At 66.6% G+C, this 7,576-nt stretch carries 7 protein-coding genes and 1 tRNA gene; 5 read left to right on the top strand and 3 right to left on the bottom strand.

All coding sequences use genetic code 11. From position 1 onward, the window contains the following. The first annotated feature begins 21 nt into the window (after positions 1–21). The 4 genes from ACE5CZ_RS14390 (at position 22) to ACE5CZ_RS14375 (ending at position 2,220) form a co-directional block, all read left to right on the top strand. A tRNA-Phe gene (locus ACE5CZ_RS14390) sits at positions 22–94 on the top strand. A gap of 68 nt (positions 95–162) precedes the next feature. Next, positions 163–849 carry a histidine phosphatase family protein gene (locus ACE5CZ_RS14385; protein WP_374948015.1) on the top strand — a complete coding sequence of 229 codons (687 nt, stop codon included), beginning with the start codon at positions 163–165 and terminating at the stop codon, positions 847–849. A 28-nt stretch (positions 850–877) separates the two neighbouring features. Further along, on the top strand, positions 878–1,444 hold the full coding sequence (locus ACE5CZ_RS14380; RefSeq protein ID WP_374948014.1) for a DUF3090 domain-containing protein: 567 nt from the start codon (positions 878–880) through the stop codon (positions 1,442–1,444). Next, positions 1,441–2,220: an SCO1664 family protein gene (locus ACE5CZ_RS14375; RefSeq protein WP_374948013.1), complete on the top strand. Its 780-nt coding sequence runs from the start codon at positions 1,441–1,443 to the stop codon at positions 2,218–2,220. The genes ACE5CZ_RS14380 and ACE5CZ_RS14375 overlap by 4 nt, the downstream gene beginning before the upstream one ends. Before the next feature lies 1 nt (position 2,221). Here ACE5CZ_RS14375 and ACE5CZ_RS14370 read toward each other — a convergent pair whose 3' ends face one another. The 3 genes from ACE5CZ_RS14370 to ACE5CZ_RS14360 form a co-directional block, all read right to left on the bottom strand. Next, positions 2,222–2,467, bottom strand: coding sequence for a hypothetical protein (locus tag ACE5CZ_RS14370; protein WP_374948012.1), 246 nt, complete (start codon positions 2,465–2,467; stop codon positions 2,222–2,224). Positions 2,468–2,580: 113 nt separating this feature from the next. Further along, the gene (locus tag ACE5CZ_RS14365) at positions 2,581–5,160 is read right to left on the bottom strand and encodes an ATP-dependent Clp protease ATP-binding subunit (RefSeq protein WP_374948011.1); all 2,580 of its coding nucleotides are present in this window, start codon (positions 5,158–5,160) and stop codon (positions 2,581–2,583) included. 154 nt (positions 5,161–5,314) lie between these two features. After that, positions 5,315–6,517: an IS30 family transposase gene (locus tag ACE5CZ_RS14360; RefSeq protein WP_374948010.1), complete on the bottom strand. Its 1,203-nt coding sequence runs from the start codon at positions 6,515–6,517 to the stop codon at positions 5,315–5,317. Between the two features lie 163 nt (positions 6,518–6,680). Between ACE5CZ_RS14360 and ACE5CZ_RS14355 the strand changes: the two genes are divergently transcribed. Then, positions 6,681–7,271, top strand: a complete 591-nt coding sequence (locus ACE5CZ_RS14355; RefSeq protein WP_374948009.1) for a hypothetical protein — start codon at positions 6,681–6,683, stop codon at positions 7,269–7,271. Positions 7,272–7,576: the final 305 nt, after the last annotated feature.

Below are 7,576 nucleotides of genomic sequence, written 5' to 3'. Positions count from 1 at the left end.
TGTGAGCGACTTCGGTCACTCGCCTCTGTAGCTCAGTTGGTAGAGCGTTCGACTGAAAATCGAAAGGTCACCGGATCGACGCCGGTCGGAGGCACTGTCCCATTTCCCGGCTTCTACGGGGAGTGGGACTTTTTGTTCGACGGCCGTGTCTAGTCTGATGACATGGGCACAGTCATTCTCGTGCGGCACGGCCGCACCCAGGCGAACGTCGACGGCATCCTGGCCGGTCGCACCGCGGGCGTCGACCTCGACGACCGCGGACGTGAGCAGGCTGCCGCAACGGCCGAACGGCTGACGTCCGTTCCCCTCGTCGCCGTCGTGTCGAGCCCGCTCGAACGCTGTCGCCAGACATCCGCCCTCATCCTCGACCGCCAGCAGGGCTCCCCCGAGTTTCTCGTCGACGACGACATCACCGAGTGCGACTACGGCGACTGGCAGGGCGGCACCCTGAAGCAGCTCAGCACCGAGAAGCTGTGGAAGGTCGTGCAGTCGAATCCGTCGGCAGTCGTGTTCCCCGGAGGAGAGTCCCTCGCGGCCATGCAGTCGCGGGCGGTCGCGGCCATCCGGGGCCTGGATGCCCGCTTCGAAGAGCAGCACGGCACCGGGGCGGTGTGGGCGGCTGTCAGCCACGGCGACATCATCAAGTCGGTTCTGGCCGATGCCTACGGAATGCACCTCGACCTGTTCCAGCGCATCAGCGTCGGCCCCGCATCCGTATCGATCGTGCGTTACGGGGCCGACTCGCCGAGCGTTCATGCCACGAACACGGAGTCGGGAGACCTGTCGTGGTTGCGCAGTGCGCCAGCGCCGGCGGATGCGCCCGTCGGCGGCGGCGCCGGCACGGACTGACCGCCCTCGACGCTCGTAGAATAGAGTCATGCCTCCCCTCGTCCACGGCTTCGACTGGCCCGATCGGGTGGTGGTCGGCACGGTCGGTCAGCCCGGTTCCCGTTCCTTCTATCTGCAGGCCCGCACGGGCAGACGCATCGTCAGTGTCGGCCTCGAGAAGCAGCAGTCCGCCGCCCTCGCCGAGAAGATCGAAGAGATTCTCGACGAACTGATGAGCCAGGAGGGCAACCCGGCCAGCGTGCCGGCGACGACGCCGGTAGAACTGGTCGACAACGACCCCCTCGACCCCGTCGACGAGGAGTTTCGCACCGGCACGCTCAGCCTCGGCTGGGATCCCTCGACCGCCCGGGTGGTCATCCAGGCCTTTCCGATCGTCGAGATCGAGATCGACGAGGATCAAGACGAACTCGAGCTCGACGCCACCGATCTCGAGCCCGACGAAATGCTGCTCGTGCGCATCCCCGTGGGCTCGGCCCGGGCCTTCGCCAAGCGCACCCTCGAGATCGTCGGCGCGGGCAGGCCGCTCTGCCCGCTGTGCGGCATGCCGATGGATGCCGATGGGCACGTCTGCGACCCGTCGCCGGGCCTGGAATGACCTCGGCGCCCGAACCTGCCGGCGACCTCGACGCCGAACTGGTCATCACCGGGCGCATCACGACGGCGTCGAATGCGACGTTCCTCGCCGAGATCGGTGAGACCGTCGTCGTCTACAAACCGGTCGCCGGCGAGAATCCGCTCTGGGACTTTCCCGACGGCACCCTCGCGCAGCGCGAGGCGGCGGCCTACCTCGTCTCCGAGGCGTTCGGCTGGAACATCGTTCCGCGCACCTGGCTGCGTGACGGCCCAATGGGCCTCGGCATGGTGCAGCTCTGGCAAGACGTCGACCCCGAGCAGGATGCCGTTGATCTCGTTCCGGCCGACGAGCTCCCTGAGACAGGCTGGCGGCGCGTGCTCGACGCGATGGATGAAGACGACCGCGAGGTCACGCTCATCCACGAAGACGGCGACGCGCTGCGGCGCATGACGATCTTCGATGTCGTCACCAACAATGCCGATCGCAAGGGCGGACACATCCTGGCGATGCCCGATGGACACCGGCACGGCGTCGACCACGGGCTCACGTTCCACGAGGAGCACAAGCTGCGCACCGTGCTGTGGGGTTTCATCGACGATGATCTCCGCCCCGACGAACTCGCGGCCGTCGACAGGGTGCGCACCTCGCTCTACGGCGAACTGGGCGAGAAGTTGGCCGAGTTGATCACGCCGAGCGAGCTGGATGCGGTCGACGCCCGCTGCGAGAGCCTGCTCGCGCGCCCGCGTTTTCCGGCACCACGGGGCCGGATGCCCGCGGTGCCGTGGCCGCTGTTCTGAGCTACTCCTCGGTTTTGAGTGCGAGGCCGATCGCGAAGAACGTCGGGGCCCAGTGGCCGACGAAGATTCCCCAGCGGTCGGACTGCGCCTTGTCGTCGGACTTTTTCGCGCGCGACACGAGCCACGCCGTGAGTGCCAGACCGATGGATGCGAAACCCGCAAGGTAGGCGAACTCGCTGCGCAACCCCAGGTCGTGCGCGGTGCGGATGGGGTTGAATCCGGCTTGCTCGATGACTTTCTTTGCCATTATGGCGACCTTTCGTCAGGAGCCCGTAAGGGGCTCTTCTCACTTTGACACGAGAGAACGCCCGGCCCGCAGGGATTGCGCGGCCGGGCGTTCTCGTACTGTCTACTCTCGAGCTACGCGGCGAGCGGCAGCTCCGCTGTGGCCGAGACCACGCTGAGCCGGCCGTCGAGAACGTCGACCGAGATAGCGCCGCCATCCGGCACTGCGGATGCGACCAGCAGCTCGGCGATGCGGTCGTCGAGCTCGCGCTGAATGACCCGGCGCAGCGGGCGGGCGCCGTACTCGGGCTCGTAGCCGTGCTCGGCGATCCAGTCGATCGCCTGCTCGCTGATCTCGAGCGACAGGTTGCGGGCCTCGAGACGCGAGCGGGTCTCATCCAGAAGCAGGGCCACGATCTGCCGCAGCTGCGGCTGGTCGAGCTTCGTGAACAGCACGATCTCGTCGATGCGGTTGATGAACTCGGGGCGCATGGCCTCGCGCAGCTTGCCCATCACCCGGTCGCGCAGCGCCTTGTCGTTGCCGAACCCGTCGGCGGCACCCGCGGCCGCGAAGCCGATGGGCGCGCCGCGGCTCGCGAGAAACTCCGAGCCGATGTTGCTCGTCATGATGATGACCGTGTTGCGGAAGTCGACGGTGCGACCCTGTCCATCGGTGAGGCGTCCGTCGTCGAGCACCTGCAGAAGCAGGTTGAAGACGTCGGGGTGGGCCTTCTCGATCTCGTCGAAGAGAATCACCGAGTACGGGTTGCGCCGCACGCGCTCGGTGAGCTGGCCGGCCTCGTCGTAGCCGACGTATCCGGGAGGGGCGCCGACCAGGCGCGAGACCGTGTGGCGTTCGCCGAACTCGCTCATGTCGAAGCGCACCATCGCCGTGGAGTCGCCGAACAGCGACTCTGCCAGCGCCTTGCCGAGCTCGGTCTTGCCGACTCCGGTCGGGCCGAGAAAGAGAAAGCTGCCGACGGGACGGTTCGCGTCGCCCATGCCGGTGCGGTTGCGGCGCACGGCCTTGGCGACCACCGAGACGGCGTCGTGCTGGCCGATGACCCGGCCGTGCAACTCGTCTTCGAGCACCGCGAGGCGCTCCCGGTCGACCTGGGTCAGGCGGGCGGCCGGAATACCGGTGGCCCGCGAGATCACGGCGGCGATCTCAGCCTCGTCGACGACGGCCTCGGCCGAGACGGTATCGCCGGTGGATGCCGAGGGCTTGGCCGCGGACAGCTTCGCGTGCACGGACTCGATACGGTCGCGCAGGCTCGACGCCTCCTCGTAGTGCTCGAGTGAGACGGCCGCGTTCTTCGACGCCTCGAGTTCGCTCAGCTCTTCGAGCAGCGCGGATGTGTCGACGCGGGATCCGAGGCGCAGTCGCAGGCGAGCCCCGGCCTGGTCGATCAGGTCGATCGCCTTGTCGGGCAAGAACCGGTCTGTGACGTAGCGTGCCGACAGCTCGACAGCGCCGCGGATGGCCTCGTCGGTGTAGCGCACGCCGTGGTGCTCCTCGTAGGCGCCGCGCAGCCCCGAGAGGATCGCGACCGCATCTTCGATGGAGGGCTCGCCGACGTGAACGGGCTGGAAGCGGCGTTCGAGCGCCGAGTCCTTCTCGATGGAGCGGTACTCCTTGAGCGTTGTCGCGCCGACCACGTGCAGCTCGCCGCGGGCCAGCCGGGGCTTCAGGATGTTTCCGGCATCCATGCCCCCCTCGCCGGAGCCGCCCGCGCCCACGACCGTGTGCAGCTCGTCGATGAACACGATGAGCTCGGTCTTGTGGGCGCTGATCTCGTCCATGAGCGTGGTGAGGCGCTCCTCGAAGTCGCCGCGGTAGCGAGTGCCCCCGAGCATGGCCGGAAAGTCGAGCGAAATCACGCGCTTGTCGCGCAGCTGCTCGGGCACGTCTCCGGATGCGATGCGCTGGGCCAGGCCCTCGACGATCGCGGTCTTGCCCACGCCGGCCTCGCCGATCAGAACGGGGTTGTTCTTGGTGCGGCGCGACAGGATCTCGATGGTCTGCTCGATCTCGTCGGCACGGCCGATCACAAGATCGAGGCCGCCGTCTCGCGCCATGGCGGTGAGGTCGGCTCCGAATTTGTCGAGCGTCGGGGTCGTGGATGCGTCGGGTGCGTCGGCCTGCATGGCCGGCGCCTGCTCGCCCAGGGTCTCGCGGAGGCCGGACTGCAGGGCCTCGGGAGTGATGCCCGCGGCCGACAGCACCTGGCCGGCAGGAGCATCCTGGCTGATCACGAGCGCGAAGAAGAGGTGCTCGGGGTCGATGTAGGTGGAGCCGGATGCGCGGGCCACCTGGTAGGCGTGGAACAGGGCGCGCTGCGCCGACTGCGTGAACACCGGTGCCGAGTCCGTCGATCCGGTCTGCGCCTGGGGCAGGCGCTGCTCGGCGGCGTCGGCGATGTCGGCCGGGCGCACGCCGAGTCGTGCGATGACCTCGGCTGCGGGCTCGGTCTCGGCGAGCACACGCAAAATGTGCAGCGCGTCGAGCTCGCGGTGGCCGTGCTCGATGGCGAAGCGCCCCGCGGATGCGAGAACCTCGTGGGTGCGCCGGCTCATGAGTCGGCTGATGTCGATCGAGCGCCCGGCCTGGGCCGCGCGCTCGCCCTGCAGGTAGCGGGCGAGGAATTCGTCGAACGAGTTGCTGCCGGCTGCACCTTCGTCGGGAGACGTGTTGGGGTCGAAACGGTCGGGCAAAATAACCTCCTGATGAAACTTGAGTGCCTTCGACTCAACTCAACAATGCGGGGCGCGATCTATTCCCGCGCGCTGTGATCGCGCCGAGCCGCTGAGGTGCGGAGAATGGCCGCTTCGATTCGGGCAATGTCAAGTGGTGGTTGCAACGCTGGGGTTAGGCCGTTTCGAGGAGTCGGGCGAGCCGGTAGGTGGGGGTTTGAAGGTCAAGGGTGGGTCTGGGGCGTGCGTTGAGCATGTTCTGGACCCGCTTCAGGTCGGCGGGAGTATGGCCGGAGAGGTCTGAACCCTTCTCGAACCAATGCCTGAGGAGCCGGTTCGTGTTCTCGTTCGTGCCGCGCTGCCAAGGCGAGTGCGGATTGCAGAAAAATACGGGCGCTTCGAGTTCGGCGGTGATGCGACGATAGTCCGCGAGTTCGGATCCGCGGTCCCAGGTGATCGATTGGCGGAGCTCGGTCGGGAGGTCTTTCATCGCGGCGATCATCGCGGTCGCGACGGTGTCTGCTGTGTGGTTCTCGGGCAGGTGCAGCAGGATCGTGTATCGGGTCGATCTCTCGACCAGGGTGCCGATCGCGGACGCGCTGTTCGGCCCGACGATGAGGTCACCTTCCCAATGACCTGGAACGGCGCGATCGGCGACCTCGGCTGGTCTGTCGCTGATCGTGAACGCGTCTTTGTAAGGGCTCACGAAACGGCTCCCACGGTTATGCGGGTTCCGGCTCTGACGTTTCGTTGAGAGCTGCCGGGCAAGATCCGCGCGCAGAATCCCGCGGGTCTGGACGTAAAGAGCCCGATAGATCGTTTCGTGACTGAGCTGCATGCTCCCATCATCAGGGAACAACTCCGTCAGAACCCTCGAGATCAGTTTCGGCGACCACCCCTCGTCCATGGCGTCCTCGACGAACCCTGCAAGCACAGGGTTCTGCGCCAACTTCAGACCTTTAGGTCGGCGCCGCTGCTGATGCGCCCAGTTATGCGCCCGCGTCGCGTAATACACCCTGTCCGGGCTCGAGTTCCGGCGGATCTCCCGCCAGATCACCGTCCGGTCCCGACCGATCACCCGAGCAATCCGAGAATGACCCCAGCCCTGCCGGAGCCCGGCCTGGATCTCGATTCGTTCCTCGAGACTCAAGAACCGGCCAGCATCGAAATCGGCCGCGACGAGGTCAACGATCTGACCGCCATCTCGACCCTGCTTAATCTCCATGGCACCACTCTTGAGCCACCACTTGAACGAGATCCGGTCCGACGCGCCAAACATCGCCGCCGCATCATGAGGTGACATTCCCGAACAGACAAGATCCACAAACGCATCCCTCACCCCCTGCCCATACCGAACGCCATACTTCTTCGTTGTCATCAACACTCCGATCAATCAGAGCGTTGCAACGACCATATGACTCCGCCTCGCTCGGAAGCGGCCATATTCCGCACCTCAGTGCGGCCTGTGGTTCCACGGCATCCGGGTCGCCGCCCGACAGCTGACGTTTCTCGACGATCGATGTCGCGCATTTCTTCCCCGGATGCCCTACGCCGGCGTGTACAGCCACGTCACCGCGGCGGCGCTGTACAGGATGCCTGTGCCCCTGCGGCTGAGCTCGCCACGCGAGCTGCACATCTCCGTGCCCGCAACGCGCCGTGCTGTCGATGCCCGCGCCATCGTCGGGCACAAGGTCACCTTCCGTCCCGGTGACTGGGACGGGCGTTTCGGGTTTCCCGTAACGACTCCCGAACGCACCTGGTGCGACCTGGCGTCACTGCTCACGCTTCCGGAACTGGTGGCAGCCGGCGACAAGCTCATCTCGCGACGACTCCCGCAGACCAGCCGAGCCGCGCTCGAACTCGCCGTCGCCACCTACCCGTCGCGGCGCGGCATCCGAAATCTGCGTCGCGGACTCGTGCTTCTCTCTGACAGAGCCGAGTCTCCGCGCGAGTCGCTGTTGCGCGTCGCGATCGTGCTCGCGGGACTCCCGGAGCCCGAGGTGAATAGAAGCGTGTACTCGGCTTCGGGCAAATTCCTCGGTCGTCTCGACCTCTGCTGTCCCCACCTCAAACTTTCCTTGGAGCGTTATCTCGAGGAACTGCGCACGATCCTCGACCGCCTCAGCCGCTGAGGTGCGGAGTGTGGCCGCTTCGATTCGCGAGGAAGCGGCCATATTCCGCACTTCGATGAGTGCGGGGCCGCAGCCCGCTCGACGCCGACGCGTCGAGGCCGTTAGCGTGGTCGCATGCGACGGACTGCGGACGAGGTGGGTGGAGTCGACAGACGAACACCCTCTCCGGGGCTACCCCGGGGTACATCTCCCAGCCTGAGCGCACAACCGCAGGCACCACACCGCGCTGCGCGCGGCCGCGTGCCCGCACCGATCGATCGGTCGTCCGCGGTTCGTCGCATATCCGTCGGGGCCGAGTGACGCAG

The sequence above is a fragment of the Agreia sp. genome (assembly GCF_964263775.1).
Lineage (GTDB): Bacteria > Actinomycetota > Actinomycetes > Actinomycetales > Microbacteriaceae > Agreia.
Note: the sequence above shows the minus strand (reverse complement) of the source record. Positions and strands in the feature narration are given on the sequence as shown.

Bases quoted from the DNA above. Each gene is read 5' to 3' on its own strand.
- ACE5CZ_RS14385 (WP_374948015.1), top strand. From the start codon at position 163: ATGGGCACAGTCATTCTCGTGCGGCACGGCCGCACCCAGGCGAACGTC.
- ACE5CZ_RS14380 (WP_374948014.1), top strand. From the start codon at position 878: ATGCCTCCCCTCGTCCACGGCTTCGACTGGCCCGATCGGGTGGTGGTC.
- ACE5CZ_RS14375 (WP_374948013.1), top strand. From the start codon at position 1,441: ATGACCTCGGCGCCCGAACCTGCCGGCGACCTCGACGCCGAACTGGTC.
- ACE5CZ_RS14370 (WP_374948012.1), bottom strand. From the start codon at position 2,467: ATGGCAAAGAAAGTCATCGAGCAAGCCGGATTCAACCCCATCCGCACC.
- ACE5CZ_RS14360 (WP_374948010.1), bottom strand. From the start codon at position 6,517: ATGACAACGAAGAAGTATGGCGTTCGGTATGGGCAGGGGGTGAGGGAT.
- ACE5CZ_RS14355 (WP_374948009.1), top strand. From the start codon at position 6,681: ATGCCCTACGCCGGCGTGTACAGCCACGTCACCGCGGCGGCGCTGTAC.